This is a genomic window from Shinella fusca (assembly GCF_014203155.1).
Taxonomy (GTDB): Bacteria; Pseudomonadota; Alphaproteobacteria; order Rhizobiales; family Rhizobiaceae; genus Shinella; species Shinella fusca.
In genome coordinates this window covers 33,603-51,039 of the sequence record NZ_JACHIK010000014.1, presented here as the reverse complement: position 1 = coordinate 51,039, position 17,437 = coordinate 33,603, and the positions used below count along the sequence as shown (strand labels likewise).

The following is a 17,437-nucleotide window of genomic DNA, read 5'->3' as shown; positions in this document are numbered from 1 at the left end:
CAAAGCTCTACCCGGTTTTGCGGAAGGGTTCACGCGAGTTTCGCTGACAGATGCATCGAATTCGGTGATGAACAGAGGCCGCGCGTCTCTAGTTCCTGCCGGTCTGCTGGTGGTCGTCGTCGAGGGTGGAGCCCATGCCGCCCCCGCCGCCCATGCCGCCGCCCATCCCCATGCCGCCGCCTCCACCGCCCCCGCCGCCGCGTGCGCCTTCCTTGACGCGCTCGCCCTTGCCGCGGTTGCTGCCCGAAGGACGGGCAGGGCCTTGCGTGGGGATCTTGAGGTCGGCCGGAATGGGCGCAAGGTCCAGCGCCTCGCGGATGAAGGCCCGAAGCGAGACGACGAGGTCATGGGTGTGCACCGGGCGGCCCGCGACGAGGTCTCGCGCCGCCTTTTCCGCCAGCCGCACCTGCTCCTCCGTCCCGAGCAGGATGATATCGGAGAGCGTCGCCTCCACGTCATCGCGGATGCGGCGCCTGCGCTCGGAGCCGGCGACGATGCCTTCGAGCGCTTCCGCGCTGTCCGGCTCGCCCGATGCCGGCCGCTGACGCAGGTCACGCAGATGCGTCGGATCGACGGTGAGGTTCCCGGTGAAGGAGCCGCCCAGCGTCTTGTAGGCGGCGATGAGGGTGCGCAGGCGCTCGTTGATCTGCCGGTTCGCCCGCTCCCGGCGCTGCTGGATCGTGAACATCATGACGAGGCGGATGCCGATGCTGATCAGCGTGAAGAGGGCAAGCCCGATCACCGTCACGAGGATGCTGTGCCAGGAACTGAAATCGAGATTGCGCAGCACGTCGTGCCCCTGTCTGGAATAGGATGCCGAGCTTATCGCGAGTGTATATCGAAATGGCGATCACGAAACCGTGAAGATAGGCCTCTCATTCGGAAGAAGAGGCGAGCGCCTGCAGGATGGTGATGAAATCCTTCTGCGCGGCGGTCGGAAGCCAGCCCGACCGTTTCGTCAGCCCGATCGGGCGACGGGTGTGGGAAAGATCGAAATCGAGCGCCACGACCAGCGCCCGGTCGATTTCCGCCCGCGCCTGCCGGCCCGAGATGAAGCCGAGATGGTCGCTCTGGCTGACGAGCTCGCGCATGAGGATGAGCGAGGCGGATTCGACGATGCTGGAAGGCCCGGCCGCGCAACCCTCGAACAGAGCGTCGAAATGCTGGCGGATCGGCGTGCCCTTGAGGGAAACCACCCAGGGAAAGGATGCAAGCTCCTCGCGCGTGATGTCGCGCCGCCCGGCGAGGGGATGGTTCTTTCCCGCGACGATGACGACGGTATCGTGGAACAGCATGGATTCCTCCACGTCCGCAATGGGGGCGGGCTCGCGCAGCGCCCCGATGAGGAAATCGATCTCGCCGCGCCGCAGGCCGGCAAGCAGTTCCGGATAGGGTCCTTCCGAGACCTGGATCGGCAGGTGCGGGCGTTTCGTGCGGAAGCGGGCGATCGCCGCCGGCAGGATAGAGGAGCGCGAGAGCGGCATCGAGCCGATGACGAGGCGGCCGGCCTGGGTGGAACGCGCCTCGGCAAGGTCGGCCTCGGCCTGCGCCAGCTCGGCAAAGGCAAGGCGCGCGGCCTGCGCCAGCGTCTGCGCCGCGCGGGTCGCCATGATGCCGTAGGCGGTCTTTTCGAAGAGCGGCCGGCCGGCCTCCCGCTCGAGCTGGGAGACCGAGCGGTGCACCGTCGGCTGGGAAAGGCCCATGCGGTGCGCGGCGAGCGTATAGTTCTCCCGCTCGCGCACGGCGATCATCGCTTCCAACTGCGAAAGGGTCGCTGTCACCTTGAGGCGCGGGGCGACCTCGTCCATCGCCGGGTCGAGATAGGAGAAGGCGCGGCGAACGCGGGTCACCAGCACTTCGCCGAGCGGATTGACGAAGAGCCCGTGCGGGCGGCGGGTGAAGAGGGGCTCGCCCACCGTCGCCTCGATCTTGGAAAGCGCCTGCGTGACGGCGGGCTGCGAGACATGGCACCGCTCGGCGGCGCGCGTGACCGATTGCGTTTCGACGACGGCGAGGAAGACCCGGAGATGCCGGAGGTTGAAACGCATGGAGGCTCCCGCGGGCTGGCTCACGCGCCTTTCTTTTCGAGGATCCGGTCGAGGCGGGAGGAAAGGTCGTCTTCGCCGGCAGCAAGGTGAAGGCCGGCGATCTCATCCTGCCATTCAGCCGTGGCGGCCGCAAGCCGGTCGGGAAGGCCGTAGTCGCTAAGGGTCTTTGCCACTTCCCGCATCTCGGCGGCGCGGCGCGCACCGTGCAGCATCATGCGCTCCAGGTTGTAGGACGTGCGCCGCGTCCAGTCGATGCCGGGATCGGAGGCCTGCAGCGAGGCGAGCACCGCTTCCTCGACGCCCGCCCGCCGGGCGGCCAGCATGGCCTCGGCCGTCAGCGCCTCCAGCCCCTTGACGATCACCGAGCGCAGCATCTTGATCGCCGAGGCGTCGCCGATGCGGCTTCCGGCCGGCCTGGCCCGCATGCCGAGCGCCGCCAGCGCGGCAAGCGCGGTTTCGGCATGCGGCCCCGAGACGAGAAGCGGCGTCAGGTGGCGCTGCGGATGGACGGGTGCCATCACGGCGACGTCGACATAGCGCCCGCCCGCCGCCGCGATCCTTTCGGCATTCGCCATCTTGGTGACGGGCGAGCAGGAGTTGCAATCGAAGAAGAGCGCGCCCTTGCCGATGGCCGCCGCCGCCTCGCTTGCCGCCTCCGCCGCCCGGTCCGCCGTCACGAGGCTGAACACGCGGTCTGCGCCGGCAAGCGCTTCCGCAGACGTATTGCGGGCATCGACGCCGAACTCCGCGCAGGCGGTGCGGATCGCGGCGGCGCCGGACGGATCGGTTAACTTGATATCGAAGGCGGAGACGATCTCGCCCTCGCCGCGCACCCAGCCGGAGGCAAAGGCCTGCCCGGCTTCGCCGAAGCCGATCAGTGCGATTTTCCGTTGATTTGCCCCGTCCATGCCGCTCCTCCGTATCCTGCCGTTTCACCGTGCATCCTAAGGGTCCGGTCGTGCGGCTTGCCAGCCGTTATAGCCTTTTCTTATCGGCCGTGCGGCTCTTCCGAATTGTCCGGCGGGGCGATTGCCGCCAGAACGGGAGGCAGGAATTGCGGCCAGGGAGACGATCATGGCGGACAGGAAAACGGCGCTGGTCATCAGCGCGCATGCGGCGGATTTCGTCTGGCGCTGCGGCGGGGCGATCGCGCTCCATGCGGAAAAGGGCTACGAGGTCACGGTCGTCTGCCTTTCCTTCGGCGAGCGGGGCGAATCCGCCAAGCTCTGGAAGGAGAAGGACATGACGCTGGAGCGCGTCAAGGCGGCGCGCCGGGCGGAGGCGGAGAAGGCGGCGGCGGCCCTCGGCGTCGCCGATCTCGTCTTCTTCGACCTCGGCGACTATCCGCTGCGCCTGACGGACGAGGACAAGTTCCGGCTGGTCGAGGTGATCCGCAAGGTCCAGCCGGCCTTCATGCTCAGCCATTCGAAATACGACCCCTACAATACCGACCACATGTATGCCACCGAGGTCGCGCTGGAGACCCGCATGATCGCGCAGGCCTGGGGGCACAATCCCGGCCAGAAGGTGCTCGCCGCGCCGCAGCTCTATCTCTTCGAGCCGCACCAGACGGAGCAGATGGGCTGGACGCCGGACGTCTTCCTCGACATCACGCCGGTCTGGGAAAAGAAATGGGCGGCGATCCAGTGCATGGAAGGCCAGGAGCACCTGTGGGCATACTACAGGAACGTCGCCGAGAATCGCGCGAACCACTTCATGCGCAATTCCGGCGGCCAGTCCGGCGGGCGCAAGGCGAAATATGCGGAAGGTTTCCAGGCCGTCTTCCCGCGCACCGTCGACGAGCTTTGAGGAGGCCCTCATCCGGGAGGACATGATGGAACCGTGCTTCGATATCGCCCATCTCGCCCATGTCGAGATGCTGACCGACCGTTTCGAGGAAAGCCTCGATTTCTTCACCCGCATCTACGGGCTGAAACTGTCCGGGCAGGATGCGGCCTCGGCCTATCTGCGCGCCTGGGACGACTACGAGCACCATTCGCTGAAGCTCACCCGCGCCGACACGACGGGCGTCGGCCATATCGCCTACCGCGCGGCCTCGCCGCAGGCGCTGGAGCGGCGGGTGAAGGCCATCGAGGAAAGCGGCTACAAGGTTCTCGGCTGGTTGGAGGGCGATCCCGGCCACGGCCGCGCCTTCCGCTTCGAGGACCCGTTCGGCCACGTCTTCGAGATCTATTACGAGACCGTGCGCCATGCGCCCTCCGGCGACGACGTGCCGGCACTGAAGAACACGGCGAGCGCCTTTACGGGGGCGGCGCCCCGGCGCATCGATCACCTGAACCTGCTCTGCGACGACGTCGCCGCATTCCGCCGCTTCATGGAAACCTGCCTCGGCTCGCGCGTCACGGAGATGATCCTTCTCGACAACGGCCGGCTCGGCGGCTGCTGGTTCACCGTCAACAACAAGACCTACGACCTTGCCTGCACCGAGGAGCACGGCGGCGGCCACGGCCGCCTGCACCACGTCACCTACGCCACCGACCAGCGCGAGGATATTCTGCGCGCGGCCGATATATTCCTTCAGAACGGCGTGCATATCGAGACGGGGCCGCACAAGCACGCCGTCCAGGGCACCTTCTTCCTCTATGTCTGGGAGCCGGCCGGCAACCGGGTGGAGCTTGCCAATTCCGGTGCGCGCCTCATCCTTGCGCCCGACTGGGAGCCGGTTGTCTGGACGCAGAAGGAGCGCCTGAAAGGGCAGGCCTGGGGCCTGAAGACCATCGAGACGTTCCACACGCACGGAACGCCGCCCGTCAAATCCGGGGAGCACTGACATGCCTGTCGTCGTCCAGAACATCGAGCGCGCCGATGCCGATATCGTCGACCGCCTCGCCCGCGCGGGTGTCGCGACGGTCCATGAGGCACAGGGCCGCAGGGGCATGCTGCAAAGCCACATGCGGCCGATCTATCGGGGTGCGCAGGTGGCGGGCTCGGCGGTGACGATCTCCGCGCCGCCCGGCGACAACTGGATGATCCACGTCGCCATCGAGCAGATCCGCGAGGGCGATATTCTCGTCCTCGCCCCGACCAGCCCCTGCGACAACGGCTATTTCGGCGACCTGCTCGCCACCTCCGCCATGGCACGCGGCTGCCGCGGCCTCGTCATCGATGCCGGCGTGCGCGATATCCGCGACCTGACGGAGATGGGCTTTCCCGTCTGGTCGAAGGCCGTTTCCGCGCAGGGAACCGTCAAGGAAACGCTCGGCTCGGTGAACGTGCCCATCGTCTGCGCGGGCGCCTCTGTCGAGGCCGGCGACGTCATCGTCGCGGATGACGACGGCGTCGTCGTGGTGCGCCGCGCGGAAGCGGCGACGGTGCTCGCCGCCGCCGAAGAGCGCCTTGCCAACGAAGAGGCCAAGCGCAGGCGCCTTGCCGCCGGCGAGCTCGGCCTCGATATCTACCGGATGCGCGAAACGCTGGCCGCCAAGGGGCTGAAATATGTCTGAGGACGGCATCCGGTGCCTGTGGATGCGCGGCGGCACGTCCAAGGGCGCCTATTTCCTCGCCAAGGACCTGCCGGCCGACCCGGCCGCGCGCGACGATCTCCTCCTGCGCATCATGGGTTCGCCCGATCCCCGGCAGATCGACGGTATCGGCGGGGCCGACCCCTTGACCTCGAAGGTGGCGGTGCTCTCGCCGTCGAGCCGCGCGGATGCGGATGTCGACTATCTCTTCCTCCAGGTCTTCGTCGACCAGGCGCTGGTGAGCGGCGCGCAGGGCTGCGGCAACATCCTTGCCGCCGTCGGGCCCGCCGCCATCGAGCGCGGCCTCGTGCCGGTGGCCGGCGAGGAGACGCAGGTGCGCATCCACATGGTCAATTCCGGCGAGGTGGCGACGGCGAAGATCGCAACGCCCGGCGGGCGCGTCAGCTATCGCGGACCGACCGGCATTGCGGGCGTTCCCGGCACCCATGCCGCCGTCCCGCTGCTCTTTTTCGGCATTGCCGGCTCGATGTGCGGCGCGCTGCTGCCGACCGGCAATTCGGTCGACGTCATCGACGGTGCGGCGGCGACGCTGATCGACAACGGCATGCCCTGCGTCATCCTCAGCGCCACCGATTTCGGCCTTTCGGGAATGGAGACGCGCGAGGAGCTGGAGGCGGATGCGGCGCTGAAGGCGCGGATCGAGGCGATCCGCCTCAAGGCCGGGCCGATGATGAACCTCGGCGACGTGAAGGACACCTCCGTGCCGAAGATGACGCTCGTCTCGCCGCCGCGGGCCGGCGGGGTGCTCTCCACCCGCACCTTCATTCCGCACCGCGTCCATGCCTCCGTCGGCGTCTTCGCCGCGATCACCGTGGCGACGGCGAGCCGGCTTGCCGCAGGCCCGGCCGCCGCCGTCGCGGTGCAGCCTGAGGATGGCCGCTTCCGCATCGAGCACCCGACCGGCGAGATGGAGGTCTTCCTCGACATCGCCGAAGACGGAACGATCCGTGGCGCGGGCAATATCCGCACCGCGCGAAAACTGTTCGACGGCCTCGTCTTCCCCCGCTGACGGCAGGCAATCGCATATGGATTGAGGACCCCTTCCTAAGTCCCTTCCCCACAAGGGGAAGGGACTTACAGTGCGGCACCCTCAGCGGAAAATTTGGAGGGAAGAGCGTGCCGCCAGCCTTTCTCCCCCCTTGTGGGGGAGATGCCGGCAGGCAGAGAGGGGCTTCATATGCAATTGCCCCTCTGATGGCAGGGGCCTGCCAACATCCTCTTTACCTTTGAAGCCGCCGGTATTGCCGGCGGCTTATTGTTTTTGCTGGGATATTTCGGCCTCTCCATCGTTCTTGGCAGAAATCAATTATAGCCATTTCTTATTGTGAGCGGGCCACTTCTAAATGGAAATGGGGGCCTGTTGGGAACAAGGTGCTTCCACACAGGGACCGGGAGGAAACCGGCCGGTCCCGCAAACGCCCGCCCCGGGAGGACGCATGCTGACCCTTTTATTCGATGGAGTGGCCTACGGCATGCTGCTGTTCGTGCTGTCCTGCGGGCTGGCGGTGACGCTCGGCCTGATGAACTTCATCAACCTTGCGCACGGCGCCTTTGCCATGGCCGGCGGCTATGTCACCGTCATCCTGACCAACAGGTTCGGCGTGCCGTTCCTCGCAACGCTGCCGATCGCCTTCATCGCCACAGCACTCGTCGGCGCGCTCCTCGAACGGCTGCTCTACAAGCCGATGTACGACAGGAGCCCGCTCGACCAGGTGCTCTTTTCCATCGGCCTCGTCTTCATGGCGGTCGCCGGCGTCGATTACCTGATGGGCTCGCAGCAGCAGATCCTCGCGCTTCCCGAATTCCTCAAGGGGCGCGTGGAGATCGCCGGGGTCGGCATCGGCATCTACCGCGCCTTCCTCATCGTCGTCTGCGGCATCCTCGCCATCGTCCTCCAGCTCATCAACAGCCGCACCCGCTTCGGCAGCCAGCTTCGCGCTTCGGTGGACAATCGCCGGGTCGCGCGCGGCGTCGGCATCCGCGTCAACACGGTCTTCGCCGTCACCTTCGCCGTCGGCTCGGGGCTTGCCGGCCTCGGCGGCGCGCTCGGCGCGGAGATCCTCGGCCTCGATCCCACCTTTCCGCTCAAGTTCATGGTCTATTTCCTCATTGTCGTTTCCGTCGGCGGCACGGCCAGCATGTATGGCGCGCTTGCCGCCTCCATCCTGCTCGGCCTCGCCGACGTGCTCGGCAAGTATTACGTGCCCTCCATCGGCGGCTTCGTCATCTATATCGTGCTGGTCGCCGTGCTCGTCCTGAAGCCGCAAGGCCTTTTCGCGAGGGCGAACTGATGGTCTCCGGCATGTCTTCCGCTCCCGCCGGCGTGGCCGGCGCCCTCCGGCGCGCCAACCGCTGGGGCGTGCTTGAAATCCTCCTCTGGATCCTCGCCGTCGCCGCCTGGTTCTTCCTGCCGGAACAGCACCTCATCCTCGCCGAGATCGTCAATTTCGCGATCCTCGCCCTCTCGCTCGATCTCATCCTCGGCTATGCCGGCATCGTCTCGCTCGGCCAGTCGGCCATGTACGGCGTCGGAGCCTATGCGGCGGGCCTGTTCTCGGCCCACGTCACCGGCGAGCCCTTGAGCGGCCTCCTCGTCGGCGGCCTTGCCGGCGCGGCCGTCGCCTTCCTCACCGGCTTCCTGCTGCTGCGCGGGGCGGACCTGACGCGGCTGATGGTGACGCTCGGCGTCGCCGCCGTCTTCATGGAGATCGCCAACCAGGCGGACTGGCTGACCGGAGGGGCGGACGGCCTGCAGGGCGTGGAGACCGCGCCGCTCTTCGGGCTCTTCGAATTCGATATCTTCGGCCGCACCGCCTATGCCTACAGCCTCGGCGTTCTCTTCGTGCTCATCGTCGTCGCCCGCATCGTGCTGGCCTCGCCCTTCGGCTATTCGCTCAGGGCGATCCGCGACAATCCGCTGCGCGCCTCGGCGGTCGGCATCCCGGTCAACCCGCGGCTGATCGCCATCTACACGCTGGGCGGCGCCTATGCCGGCATCGCCGGCGCACTTTTCACGCAGACGCAGATGTTCGTCTCGCTGGATGCGTTGTCGTTCCAGAAGTCCGCGGACGGCCTGATGATCCTCACCATCGGCGGCACGGGCTATCTCTATGGCGGCGTGGTCGGCGCGCTGGTCTACAAGCTCATCCAGGACGTCCTGTCGAACCTTACGCCGCAATACTGGCAGTTCTGGATCGGCCTCCTGCTCGTCGCCTTCGTGCTGATCGGACGCGAGCGGCCGCGCGCGCTGGTCCGCGCGGTCTCCATCCGCCTTGCCCGCCTTTTCGCCGGCAAGGCCGCAAGCCGCCGCGTCGCGGAGGAAAAGCCATGACCGCCCTTCTCGAAACGCGCCACCTCAACCGCATGTTCGGCGCCCTGCAGGCGACGACCGACGTGAGCTTCCGCCTGGAGCGCGGTGCCCGCCATGCCCTGATCGGCCCGAACGGCGCCGGCAAGACGACCTTCATCAACCTCCTGACGGGCGTTCTCTCGCCGACTTCCGGCGAAATCCTGCTGGACGGCAAGGCGATCACCGGTATGAAGCGGGAAGCGCGCGTCCAGCGTGGCCTCGTGCGCACCTTCCAGATCAACCAGCTCTTCGGCGGACTCACGGTCATCGAGAGCCTTGCACTCGTCGTCGCCGAGCGGCGCGGCGAGGGGTGGAACCCCTTCCGGTCGATCGGCCGGGCGAGGGGGATCGACACGGAAATCGCGGACCTCCTGCGCGGCTTCGGGCTGGAGAGCGTGGCGGGGGAAACCTGCTCGGACCTGCCCTACGGCAAGCAGCGCCTCCTCGAAATCGCGCTCGCCATCGCGCTGAAGCCGCGCGTGCTGCTGCTCGACGAGCCGGCGGCCGGCGTGCCGGAGGCGGACAGGCAGGAGGTGCTGTCGCGCCTTGCCGCGCTCCCTTCCGACGTCGCGATCCTGCTGATCGAGCACGACATGGACCTCGTCTTCACCTTCGCGAACCGCATCTCGGTCCTCGTGTCCGGCGGGCTCTTCGCCGAAGGCACGGTGGATGAGATCGCGCACGATCCTCGCGTCAAGGACGTCTATCTCGGAGGCGGGCAGCATGGCTGAACTTCTCGTGCTGGAACAGGTCTCGGCAGGCTACGGCCGCGCCACGGTGCTGCAACAGGTGAGCTTTGGCCTTTGCGAGGGCGAGGCCATGGCGCTGCTCGGCCGCAACGGCGTCGGCAAGACGACGACGCTCAACACCGTCATCGGCCTGACGCGCCAGCAGGGCGGGCGCATCCTTCTCGGCGGGCAGGACATCGCGCGCCTTTCGCCGGAGCGCCGCGTGGAGGCCGGCATCGGCTGGGTGCCGCAGGAGCGCGGCATCTTCCGCTCGCTGACGGTGGAGGAGAACATCACCGCCGTCGCAAGGCCGGGGCGCTGGACGCTGGAGGCCGTCTACGGCCTCTTTCCGCGCCTTGAGGAGCGCAGGCGCAATTTCGGCAACCAGCTTTCCGGCGGCGAGCAGCAGATGCTCGCAATCGCCCGCGCCCTCGTGCTCAATCCGAAGGTGCTGCTGCTGGACGAGCCGACCGAGGGGCTGGCGCCGATCATCGTGGAAGAGCTGCTTGCAGCGATCCGCTGGATCGTCCGCGAGGAGGGCATGGCGGCCATCGTCGTCGAGCAGCACGCCCGCCAGATCCTCGCCATCACCGACAGGGCCGTGATCCTCGACAGGGGCACGGTCGCCTATACGGGCGCCAGCGGGACGCTGGCGGCGGATACGGCCGTGCTCGGCCGCTTCCTCGGTATCGGAGGAGAGGACTGAGGAACCGGCCATGGCGGATATTTCAAACCACAGGAGGAGAAGAATGCGTTTGAAGGCTTTTGCAATGGGCGGCATCGCCGCCATCGCGCTCATCGCGGCAACCGGCGCCGGCCTTGCGGCGGATGCGGTCAAGGTGGGCGTCGTCATTCCGCTGACCGGCGGCTTCCAGTCGAACGGGCGGCAGATCAGTGCCGCGCTGAAGACCTTCGTCGCCACCCACGGCGAGACGGCCGGCGGCAAGCAGGTAGAGTTCATTGTCAAGGACGACGCCTCGACGCCGGACAATGCGCTGCGCCTCGCGCAGGAACTGGTGACGAAGGATCACGTCTCCGTGCTGGCCGGCTTCGGCAACACGCCGACGGCGCTCTCCGTCGCCCAGCTTTCCAAGCGCGCCAGGGTCCCGCAGGTGGTGATGGTGGCGGCGACCTCCGCGATCATGGACGCCTCGCCCTACATGCTGCGCACGTCCTGGACCATTCCGCAGATGGCGAACATCATCGGCGAGTGGGCAGCGAAGAACGGCACGAAGAAATTCGTCACGATCGTCTCCGACTACGGCCCCGGCGCCGATGCCGAGGTCTGGTTCAAGAAGGCGCTGGAAGCGAACGGCGGCACGGTTACTGCGCAACTGAAGGTGCCGCTCGCCAACCCGGATTTCGCACCCTTCCTGCAGCGCGCGGCGGACGAGAAGCCGGAAGCGCTCTTCGTCTTCGTGCCGACCGGCGCGGGCGCGGCCTTCATGAAGCAGTTCGTCGAACGCGGCCTCGACAAGTCGGGCATCAAGGTGATCGCCGCGGCGGACGTCACCGACGACGACCTCGTCAACAACATGGGCGACCCGGCCATCGGCGTCATCACCGGCGGGCCCTATTCGGCCAGCCACGATTCGCCGGAGAACAAGGCCTTCGTCGAGGCCTTCAAGAAGGAGAACGACGGCATGCGGCCGAACATGGTCGCCGTCGCCGCCTATGACGCGCTGGACCTCATCTACAAGACGCTCGACAAGACCGGCGGCGATGCGACGGGCGACGTCTTCGTCGAAGCCGCCAAGGGCATGAAGCTCGACAGCCCCCGCGGGCCGATCTCCATCGACCCCGAGACACGTGACATCGTGCAGAACATCTACATGCGCAAGGTCGAGCGCGTGAACGGCGAACTCTACAACACCGAATTCGAGACCATCGAAGCCGTCAAGGACCCGGCCCACGCGGCCAAGTAAGCCACCGTAAAGAACAAGCGGAGAGCGGCGGATGGCCCAACCATCCGCCGCTTTCGTTTTGGCGGGAGAATACCTTGCCGCGAACTTACGCGGTCAGCTCCGCGATACGGCTCAACGCGGCGGGAAACCCTGAAAGCAAGAAGCGATTTTGCGGGTGCGCGCGCATATTTCCAGCGCAGATAAGCTCAAAGAGTTTTCGAAAAATTCAATGAGTGGTGCCCGGAGGCGGATTTGAACCACCGACACGCGGATTTTCAATCCGCTGCTCTACCAACTGAGCTATCCGGGCATCCGGCTTGGATTTCGTTGAAATCCGTGGGGCGTTTGGTTCCGCCCCGGAAGCGAGCGGGGTTATAGCATCTTGCGAAAATGTGTCCAGCCCCAACGGCGGTTTTTTGCGGGAAAATTGGCGGGGTTTGCAAGCTGCGGAAAAGACTGCGCTTTCGCCGTGCGGGGGCGGCATCACATATCGTCGTCGTCCGCCTTCTTCTCGTCGTCGGCGACGGGGATGGCATAGGAGCCGGAGAGCCAGCGGTTGAGGTCGACGTCGCGGCAGCGGGGCGAGCAGAAGGGATAGTGCTCGCGCGCGGAGGGGCGCTTGCAGATCGGGCAGGGCACGGCCTTGCGCAGCGGCGCCACGGTGGCGGAGGGCTTTTCGGTCTCGCCGGCCATGTCAGATATCCGTCCAGCCCGCATGCACGTCGAAGCCTTCGCCGGAAAGCAGCGCGAGGGTCTCGTAGAGGGGAAGGCCGACCACGTTGGTATAGGAGCCGACCAGCTTGACGACGAAGCTGCCGGCAATGCCCTGGATGGCATAGCCGCCCGCCTTGCCGCGCCATTGGCCGGAGGCGAGGTACTGCTCGATGTCCTGGCTCGACAGGCGCTTGAAGCGCACCTTGGTGTCGATGACCTTCTGGCGCACCGTACGGTCCGGCGTGATGAGGCAGACGCCCGTGAAGACGCGGTGGCTGCGGCCGGAGAGGAGATGCAGCGCGCCGGAGGCCTCGTCGACCATCTCCGTCTTCGGCAGGATGCGCCGGCCGACGGAGACGACCGTGTCGGCCGCCAGGATATAGCTGCCGGCATAGGCGGGATCGCCCTTGACGGCGGCAAGCGCGGCCTGCGCCTTGCCGGTGGAAAGGCGCCGGGCGAGCGAGCGGGGATGCTCGGAGCGCTTCGGCGTCTCGTCGATATCCATCGGCATCAGGCGCGTGGGCGCGATGCCCGCCTGGGCGAGCAGTTCGACGCGGCGCGGCGAGCCGGAGGCGAGGATGAGCTTTTCGGTCTGCGCCATGGGGTCTTCCGGAAAAGTCCGGGACGCGCCGTCGTTCAGGCCGCGGCTCGAAGCCGGGGCGAGGGCGCGGTCCCTGGGCTTACTTGAAACGGTAGGTGATGCGGCCCTTGGTGAGGTCGTAGGGAGTCATCTCGACCAGCACCTTGTCGCCGGCCAGAACGCGGATGCGGTTCTTGCGCATGCGGCCCGCGGTGTGGGCGATGATCTCGTGCTCGTTTTCGAGCTTGACGCGGAAGGTTGCGTTCGGGAGCAGTTCCGTCACGACGCCGGGAAATTCGAGGACTTCTTCTTTTGCCATCTTGCGGTGATATTCCTGTGGGGTGAATTCGGGGAGGCCGGATGCCCGCCTCGAAAAAGTTGCCGGAAACTACACAATCGCCAGGGCTTTGTGAACACCGAAGCGCCGGGTTTCTGCATTTGCCGGAAAGAGAACCGCTTCCTTCTCAGCCGGACGCCTTCAAACGCTTCTCGATCAGCATCTTCAGGAACTCGCGGACCTCGCGGTACGAGCTCATGATCTGGTCGCGCGTGCCCGTCGCCACCGTCGGATCGGGCGTCGGCCAGTACATGACGTCGACGGCCATGGAGCGGGTGAGTTCGAGGGCGGCGTGGTGGGCTTCCGGGGCGAGCGTCACGATGAGGTCGAAATAGTCGTCCTCCAGCTCGTCAAGCGAATGGGGCGCGTGGCGGCCGAGCGAAAGGCCGACCTCGCCGAGCACGGCATCGACGAAGGGATCGCGCTCGCCGGGCCGCACGCCGGCGGAGGCGACATAGGTGCCGGGCAAGAGGCTGCGGGCGATGGTCTCGGCCATGGGCGAGCGCACGGCGTTCATGCGGCACATGAAGAGGACCGAACGGGGCGTTCGCTGCGGGGCTTTCTCAGGTGCCGGGGAAACGCCCTCCATCCGCTCACCCGCGCCAGTAGAGGACGCAGACGAGCGTGAACAGGCGCCGCGCCGTGTCGAAGTCGAATTTGATCTTGCCCGACAGCCGGTCCATCAGCGTTTGCGAGCCTTCGTTGTGGATGCCGCGCCGGCCCATGTCGATCGCCTCGATCTGGCTGGGCGTCGCCGAGCGGATCGCCTGGTAGTAGCTTTCGCAGATCAGGAAGTAATCCTTCACGATGCGGCGGAAGGGCGTCAGCGAGAGGATGTGGGTGGCGACATCCTCGCCGCCTTCGGTGCGGATGGCGAAGACGAGCTTGGAATCGAGCAGCGAGAGGTTGAGGCGATAGGGGCCGCCGGCGTGGCCGAGCGGCTCGAAGCTGTTCTCCTCGATCAGGTCGAAGATGGCGACGGCGCGCTCGTGCTCCACATCCGGCGTGGCGCGGCCGATCGTATCGTCCAGCACCACGTCGCACAGGCGGAAACGGCCTTTCGTCGCCATGCCTTACGTCTCCATGTTGAGGCGGATCGCGACGGAACGGGCGTGGGCGCCGAGCCCTTCGGCCTCGGCCAGCGTGACGGCGGCGGGGCCGAGCGCGCGGAGCTGGTCCGGCCCGAGGCGCAGGATCGAGGTGCGCTTCATGTAGTCGAGCACCGAAAGGCCGGAGGAGAAGCGGGCGGAGCGGGCGGTCGGCAGGACGTGGTTCGAGCCGCCGACATAGTCGCCGATGACTTCCGGCGTGTGGCGGCCGACGAAGATGGCGCCCGCATTGCGGATATCAGGCAGCAGCGCGTCGGGATCGGCCGTGGCGATCTCCAGGTGCTCGGCGGCGATGCGGTTGGCGAGCGGCACGGCTTTCGCAAGCTCCGGCACGAGGATGACCGCGCCGAAGTCGCGCCAGCTCGCGCTCGCGGTCTCGGAACGCGCCAGCGTCTTCAACTGCCGCTCGACGGCGGCCTCGACCGCGTCGGCAAGGGCGGGGCTGTCCGTGACGAGGATCGACTGGGCGCCGGCATCGTGTTCGGCCTGGGCGAGGAGGTCGGCGGCCAGCCAGTCGGGATCGTTGTCGCCGTCGGCGATGACGAGCACTTCGGAAGGGCCGGCGATCATGTCGATGCCGACGGTGCCGAAGACCTGCCGCTTGGCTGCGGCGACGAAAGCATTGCCGGGGCCGGTGATCTTGGCGACGGGGGCGATGGTCCCGGTGCCGTAGGCAAGCGCTGCGACCGCCTGCGCGCCGCCGATGCGGTAGATTTCGTCCACGCCGGCGATGCGCGCGGCGGCAAGCACCGCCGGATTGATCTCGCCGTCCTTCGCCGGCACGACCATGACGATGCGCGGCACGCCGGCGACCTTGGCCGGTACGGCGTTCATGAGCACGGAACTCGGATAGCTCGCGGTGCCGCCCGGCACATAGAGGCCGACGGCGTCGATCGCCGTCCAGCGCGAGCCGAGGCCGACGCCGATATCGTCCTCGTAGATGTCGTCCTTCGGCTTCTGGCGGGCGTGGTGCTTCTCGATGCGCTGGGCGGCAAGCTCCAGCGCGGCGACGATCTTCGGATCCACGGCGTCATAAGCGACGTCGATCTCCTCCAGCGACACGCGCATGGAGGTGACGGAGAAATCGAGGCCGTCGAACTTCTTGGAATAGTCGGCGAGCGCCTTGTCGCCGCGGGCGCGCACGTCGTCGATGATCGTGCGCACGATGGCGTTGACGTCCTCGGAGACCTCGCGCTTGGTGGTCAGGAAGGCAGCGAACCGGCTTTCGAAATCGCTGCTCTGGTAGTCAAGTCTGATCGCCAAGTCGCTCGTCCCTGTCGTCTCCCGGCGGCAGGCGCCGGATATGCCTCAAACCGCCGGGTGGCGGGGTTTCAAGCTGGTTTCCCATGCCCCGCCGGTATCTGCAAGCTGAACTTCGACGCATTCCACATCGAGGGCGACGGAGGCGTTGCCGGAAAGGATGAGCTTGAGCGTGCCATCCGGCCCTTCGCCCTTCGGTGTGAAGTCGACGGCGAGCAGGGAGAAGACGGCCCGCCTGTCCTTGCGGTCGATGCCGAGCGAGCGCACGGCGGAAACGCGCTTGAAGGCGACGACCGCGTGGCGGCGCTCGAAGCTCTTGCGGCCGCGCTCGGCCTTTTCCCAGACGAAGCGGTTGACGACGACCGAAAAGACGTGGTGCCGGGCGTCGTAGGAGAGGCCGTCGGTCTTGAAGACCGCGTCCTGCAGGTGGGCGGAGACCACCGCAAGGTCTTCCGTGTCGAGGGCGAGCAGTTTCAGGCTGTCCATGTTTCGTGTCCTTCCCGGGGAAGCGCGGATATGCGCCATCCCGAATATGTCCTGACGAAATAGGACGGCGCGCGGCGGACTGCAACCGCCGCGCGGCAAGGATCAGTCGCTGACGCGTTCGACGACGGCGCCGCAGCGGGTGAGCTTCTCCTCCAGCCGCTCGAAGCCGCGGTCGAGATGGTAGACGCGCGAGACCATGGTCTCGCCCTCGGCGGCAAGGCCGGCGATGACGAGCGAGACGGAGGCGCGCAGGTCCGTCGCCATGACGGGCGCGCCGCGCAACCGCTCGACGCCCTCGATCTTGGCCGTCTGGCCGGAGAGCGAGATCTTCGCGCCGAGGCGGGCAAGCTCCTGCACATGCATGAAGCGGTTCTCGAAGATCGTCTCGGTGATGTGGGAGATGCCGTTCGACTTGGTCATCAGGCCCATGAACTGCGCCTGGAGGTCGGTCGGAAAGCCGGGGAAGGGGTCGGTGACGACGTCGACCGGCTTGATGCCGCCGCCGTTGCGCACGACGCGGATGCCGCTTTCCGTCGCGGTGATCTCGGCGCCGGAGCGGCGGATGGCTTCAAGGGCGGTGTCGAGCAGGGCCGCATCCGTGCCTTCCAGCACGACGTCGCCGCCCGTCATGGCGACGGCCATGGCATAGGTGCCGGTCTCGATACGGTCCGGCAGGACGCGATGGCGGGCGCCGGAGAGCTGGGTGACGCCCTCGATGGTGATGGTGGAGGTGCCGGCGCCGGAGATCTTCGCGCCCATGGCGTTGAGGCACTTGGCAAGGTCCTGCACTTCCGGCTCGCGGGCGGCATTGCCGATCACCGTCGTGCCGCGGGCAAGGGTCGCGGCCATCATCATGACGTGCGTCGCGCCGACGGAGACCTTGGGGAAGGTGTAGCGCGCGCCGATCAGGCCGCCTTCCGGCGCCGTCGCCTCGACATAGCCGCCGTCGATCTCGATCCTTGCGCCGAGCGCGGCGAGCGCCTCGATGAAGAGGTCGACCGGGCGCGTGCCGATGGCGCAGCCGCCCGGCAGCGAGACGCGCGCCTTGCCTTCACGGGCGAGCAGCGGGCCGATCACCCAGAACGAGGCGCGCATCTTGGAGACCAGTTCATAGGGCGCGGTCGTGTCGACGATGTTGCGCGAGGTGAAGTGGATCGTGCGCGAATAGCCCTCGCCCTGGCGCTCGCGGCGGCCGTTGACGGAGATGTCGGCGCCGTGGTTGCCGAGGATGCGGATGAGCTGCTCGACGTCGGCAAGGTGCGGCACGTTTTCCAGCGTCAGCGTGTCGTCGGTCAAAAGCGAGGCGATCATCAGCGGCAGCGCGGCGTTCTTGGCGCCGGAGATGGGGATGATGCCCTTCAGCTCGTTGCCGCCTACAATTCGGATACGATCCATGTGTGACTACGGGCCGGGCCCGCC

Annotated in this window: 20 protein-coding genes and 1 tRNA gene; 9 read left to right on the top strand and 12 right to left on the bottom strand. The window is 67.0% G+C overall.

Annotated features, from left to right (window positions below; genetic code table 11):
- Positions 1-88: 88 nt before the first annotated feature.
- The 3 genes from HNQ66_RS17810 to HNQ66_RS17800 form a co-directional block, all read right to left on the bottom strand.
- Positions 89-790: a hypothetical protein gene (locus HNQ66_RS17810; protein WP_343059542.1), complete on the bottom strand. Its 702-nt coding sequence runs from the start codon at positions 788-790 to the stop codon at positions 89-91.
- Between the two features lie 85 nt (positions 791-875).
- Positions 876-2,048, bottom strand: a complete 1,173-nt coding sequence (locus HNQ66_RS17805; protein ID WP_184145515.1) for a LysR family transcriptional regulator — start codon at positions 2,046-2,048, stop codon at positions 876-878.
- A 20-nt stretch (positions 2,049-2,068) separates the two neighbouring features.
- Positions 2,069-2,956, bottom strand: a complete 888-nt coding sequence (locus tag HNQ66_RS17800) for an NAD(P)-dependent oxidoreductase (protein ID WP_184145514.1) — start codon at positions 2,954-2,956, stop codon at positions 2,069-2,071.
- 166 nt (positions 2,957-3,122) lie between these two features.
- Between HNQ66_RS17800 and HNQ66_RS17795 the strand changes: the two genes are divergently transcribed.
- The 9 genes from HNQ66_RS17795 to HNQ66_RS17755 all read left to right on the top strand — a co-directional run bounded on the left by HNQ66_RS17795 (position 3,123) and on the right by HNQ66_RS17755 (position 11,553).
- Complete coding sequence (locus HNQ66_RS17795; protein WP_184145513.1) at positions 3,123-3,857, top strand: PIG-L deacetylase family protein; 735 nt, start codon at positions 3,123-3,125, stop codon at positions 3,855-3,857.
- A gap of 25 nt (positions 3,858-3,882) precedes the next feature.
- Positions 3,883-4,839, top strand: a complete 957-nt coding sequence (locus HNQ66_RS17790) for a VOC family protein (protein ID WP_184145573.1) — start codon at positions 3,883-3,885, stop codon at positions 4,837-4,839.
- A gap of 1 nt (position 4,840) precedes the next feature.
- Complete coding sequence (locus HNQ66_RS17785) at positions 4,841-5,512, top strand: 4-carboxy-4-hydroxy-2-oxoadipate aldolase/oxaloacetate decarboxylase (RefSeq protein ID WP_184145512.1); 672 nt, start codon at positions 4,841-4,843, stop codon at positions 5,510-5,512.
- On the top strand, positions 5,505-6,560 hold the full coding sequence (locus tag HNQ66_RS17780; RefSeq protein ID WP_184145511.1) for a 4-oxalomesaconate tautomerase: 1,056 nt from the start codon (positions 5,505-5,507) through the stop codon (positions 6,558-6,560). Before HNQ66_RS17785 ends, HNQ66_RS17780 begins: the two co-directional genes overlap by 8 nt.
- Positions 6,561-6,987: 427 nt before the next feature.
- Positions 6,988-7,842 carry a branched-chain amino acid ABC transporter permease gene (locus HNQ66_RS17775; RefSeq protein ID WP_184145510.1) on the top strand — a complete coding sequence of 285 codons (855 nt, stop codon included), beginning with the start codon at positions 6,988-6,990 and terminating at the stop codon, positions 7,840-7,842.
- A gap of 11 nt (positions 7,843-7,853) precedes the next feature.
- The gene (locus HNQ66_RS17770) at positions 7,854-8,882 is read left to right on the top strand and encodes a branched-chain amino acid ABC transporter permease (RefSeq protein ID WP_380780219.1); all 1,029 of its coding nucleotides are present in this window, start codon (positions 7,854-7,856) and stop codon (positions 8,880-8,882) included.
- Positions 8,879-9,631: an ABC transporter ATP-binding protein gene (locus HNQ66_RS17765; RefSeq protein ID WP_184145508.1), complete on the top strand. Its 753-nt coding sequence runs from the start codon at positions 8,879-8,881 to the stop codon at positions 9,629-9,631. The genes HNQ66_RS17770 and HNQ66_RS17765 overlap by 4 nt, the downstream gene beginning before the upstream one ends.
- On the top strand, positions 9,624-10,334 hold the full coding sequence (locus HNQ66_RS17760; RefSeq protein ID WP_184145507.1) for an ABC transporter ATP-binding protein: 711 nt from the start codon (positions 9,624-9,626) through the stop codon (positions 10,332-10,334). Before HNQ66_RS17765 ends, HNQ66_RS17760 begins: the two co-directional genes overlap by 8 nt.
- Positions 10,335-10,377: 43 nt before the next feature.
- The gene (locus tag HNQ66_RS17755) at positions 10,378-11,553 is read left to right on the top strand and encodes an ABC transporter substrate-binding protein (RefSeq protein WP_184145506.1); all 1,176 of its coding nucleotides are present in this window, start codon (positions 10,378-10,380) and stop codon (positions 11,551-11,553) included.
- Between the two features lie 213 nt (positions 11,554-11,766).
- Here HNQ66_RS17755 and HNQ66_RS17750 read toward each other — a convergent pair.
- The 9 genes from HNQ66_RS17750 to murA all read right to left on the bottom strand — a co-directional run bounded on the left by HNQ66_RS17750 (position 11,767) and on the right by murA (position 17,413).
- Positions 11,767-11,842: transfer RNA gene (locus HNQ66_RS17750), tRNA-Phe, on the bottom strand.
- A gap of 173 nt (positions 11,843-12,015) precedes the next feature.
- Complete coding sequence (yacG, locus tag HNQ66_RS17745; RefSeq protein ID WP_184145505.1) at positions 12,016-12,225, bottom strand: DNA gyrase inhibitor YacG; 210 nt, start codon at positions 12,223-12,225, stop codon at positions 12,016-12,018.
- A gap of 1 nt (position 12,226) precedes the next feature.
- A complete protein-coding gene (locus HNQ66_RS17740; RefSeq protein ID WP_184145504.1) occupies positions 12,227-12,847 on the bottom strand; it encodes a Maf-like protein in 621 nt (206 codons plus the stop codon).
- Positions 12,848-12,926: 79 nt separating this feature from the next.
- A complete protein-coding gene (gene infA, locus HNQ66_RS17735) occupies positions 12,927-13,145 on the bottom strand; it encodes a translation initiation factor IF-1 (RefSeq protein ID WP_004435948.1) in 219 nt (72 codons plus the stop codon).
- Positions 13,146-13,290: 145 nt separating this feature from the next.
- Positions 13,291-13,752: an arsenate-mycothiol transferase ArsC gene (locus HNQ66_RS17730; protein WP_184145503.1), complete on the bottom strand. Its 462-nt coding sequence runs from the start codon at positions 13,750-13,752 to the stop codon at positions 13,291-13,293.
- A 4-nt stretch (positions 13,753-13,756) separates the two neighbouring features.
- Positions 13,757-14,233, bottom strand: coding sequence for a UPF0262 family protein (locus tag HNQ66_RS17725; protein ID WP_184145502.1), 477 nt, complete (start codon positions 14,231-14,233; stop codon positions 13,757-13,759).
- A 3-nt stretch (positions 14,234-14,236) separates the two neighbouring features.
- Positions 14,237-15,535, bottom strand: a complete 1,299-nt coding sequence (hisD, locus tag HNQ66_RS17720) for a histidinol dehydrogenase (protein ID WP_184145501.1) — start codon at positions 15,533-15,535, stop codon at positions 14,237-14,239.
- Positions 15,536-15,580: 45 nt separating this feature from the next.
- On the bottom strand, positions 15,581-16,018 hold the full coding sequence (locus HNQ66_RS17715) for a DUF2948 family protein (protein WP_184145500.1): 438 nt from the start codon (positions 16,016-16,018) through the stop codon (positions 15,581-15,583).
- 102 nt (positions 16,019-16,120) lie between these two features.
- A complete protein-coding gene (gene murA, locus HNQ66_RS17710; RefSeq protein ID WP_184145499.1) occupies positions 16,121-17,413 on the bottom strand; it encodes a UDP-N-acetylglucosamine 1-carboxyvinyltransferase in 1,293 nt (430 codons plus the stop codon).
- Between the last annotated feature and the right edge of the window lie 24 nt (positions 17,414-17,437).